Source organism: Pseudomonas sp. GW460-LB5, assembly GCF_059423245.1.
This window is the reverse complement of record NZ_JBWKXT010000124.1, coordinates 1-2041: the sequence shown is the minus strand read 5'-3', so window position 1 is coordinate 2041 and position 2041 is coordinate 1. Positions and strand designations below refer to the sequence as shown.

General features: G+C 58.2%; 2 protein-coding genes. Both read left to right on the top strand.

The genetic code is table 11. The annotated features are described in order from the left end of the window. Nucleotides 1–85 precede the first annotated feature (85 nt). Nucleotides 86–445 (top strand): IS66 family insertion sequence element accessory protein TnpB, encoded by a 360-nt coding sequence (gene tnpB / locus AC07XM_RS30965; RefSeq protein WP_046786873.1) that lies wholly within the window; start codon nt 86–88, stop codon nt 443–445. A gap of 18 nt (nt 446–463) precedes the next feature. Further along, nucleotides 464–1996: an IS66-like element ISPpu15 family transposase gene (locus AC07XM_RS30960; RefSeq protein WP_046786874.1), complete on the top strand. Its 1533-nt coding sequence runs from the start codon at nt 464–466 to the stop codon at nt 1994–1996. Nucleotides 1997–2041 lie beyond the last annotated feature (45 nt).

The window sequence follows — 2041 nt, the reverse complement described above, 5'->3', positions numbered from 1 at the left end:
GTAAGGGATCCATCATCCCCACATTCCAACCGTCCACCTGATTCCCGATGCTGTGCTCCCGATTTCTTTCTGGAGCCAGCCCGCCATGATGCGCCCCGGCAGCAAAGTCGAAAAAGTCTACCTCTACCCCAAGCCCGTGGACTTTCGAAAGTCCATCGACGGCCTCACTGCCCTGGTCGAACTGGACATCAAGGTCGCCGTGTTCGACCCGGTACTTTTCGTCTTCCTCAATAAAGCCCGTAACCGCATCAAGGTGTTGTATTGGGAGCGCAACGGCTTCTGCCTTTGGCTCAAGCGCCTCGAAGCCGAGCGTTTCAAAACTTCACCCGACGCGACCGACGAAGCTATCGTACTGACCGTCCAGGAACTGAATTGGCTACTCGACGGTTTCGATCTCTGGCGCAACCGTCCGCATCAGGTTTTGACTCCTCGTTTCGTCGCCTGACCGGGTATAATCCGGGCCATGATTTCAGTGCCCGATAACCTTCCTGACGACCCTGCCGCGCTCAAACTACTGCTTGCGCAGTTGTTGGCCGAGCGCACGGTCGACAAAGGTCAGATCGTCGACCTTAAAGAACAGGTCAAGCTGCTGCGTGACCGATTATTCAATCGCAAGTCCGAGCAAACCGTCGAGTCCAACACGCCCCAACTGGCGTTGTTCAATGAACCCGAAAGTCAGTGGGTACCTACCGCTGATGATGCCGACGAAGAAGTTGTTGCGCCAAGCAAGCAGCGCGGCAAACGCAAGCCACTGTCGGCTGACCTGCCACGCATTGAAGTCATTCATGACTTGCCCGAGCACGAACTGACTTGCGCCTGTGGTTGCCGCAAACACGTGATTGGCGAGCAAACCAGCGAACAACTCGACATCGTGCCGATGCAGATCCGTGTGCTTAAGCACGTACGCAAAATCTATGGCTGCCGTGGCTGCGAAACCGCGCCGGTCACCGCTGACAAGCCGGCCCAATTGATTGAAAAGAGCATGGCCAGTCCCAGCGTGCTGGCGATGTTGCTAACCACCAAGTACGTCGATGGCCTGCCGCTGCACCGCTTCGAAACGGTGCTGAACCGACATGGTATCGAGATCCCCCGGCAAACCCTGGCCCGCTGGGTCATCCAGTGCAGCGAACACTTTCAGCCACTGCTGAACCTGATGCGTGACCGCCTGCTGGAAAGCCCGGTGATCCATTGCGATGAAACTCGCGTGCAGGTGCTCAAAGAGCCGGATCGTGATCCGACCAGTCAATCCTGGATGTGGGTGCAGGCCAGTGGCCCGCCTGATCGACAAGTCGTGCTGTTCGATTACACCACCAGCCGCGCGCAGGAGGTGCCGCTGCGCCTGCTGGAGGGCTATCGCGGTTACGTGATGACCGATGATTACGCCGGCTACAACGCGTTGGCGCTACAGCCGGGCGTTGAACGACTGGCGTGCATGGCGCATGTCCGGCGTAAATTCGTCGAAGCGCAGAAGGTGCAGCCTAAGGGCAAGACCGGTCGCGCCGATGTTGCGCTGACGATGATCAACAAACTGTATGGCATCGAACGCGACCTCAAGGATGCCAGCGATGAACAGCGATTCCTCGGTCGTCAGGAACGAAGCCTGCCGATCCTTGAGCAGTTGAAAAGTTGGCTCGACAAGACGTACTCACAGGTGACACCGCAAAGCGTACTGGGCAAGGCGGTGCTTTACCTGGCAAACAACTGGAACCGCTTGGAGCGGTATGTCGAGGCGGGCCACCTGCCGATCGACAACAACCTGGCAGAGCGGGCCATAAAGCCGTTTGTGATCGGGCGCAAAGCTTGGCTGTTCAGTGACACGCCCAAGGGAGCCACGGCTAGCGCGCAGATCTACAGCTTGGTCGAAACCGCCAAGGTCAACGGCCAAGAGCCCTATACGTGGCTGCGCCACGTCCTGGAGCGACTGCCGCACGCCTCATCGGTAGCAGACTACGAAGCGCTGCTGCCATGGAACTGTTCGCCAGAGATGCCACGGTAACCTTGGCTTCCACCTTGTGGTAGGTGGGGTTCATGGATCGGTTAC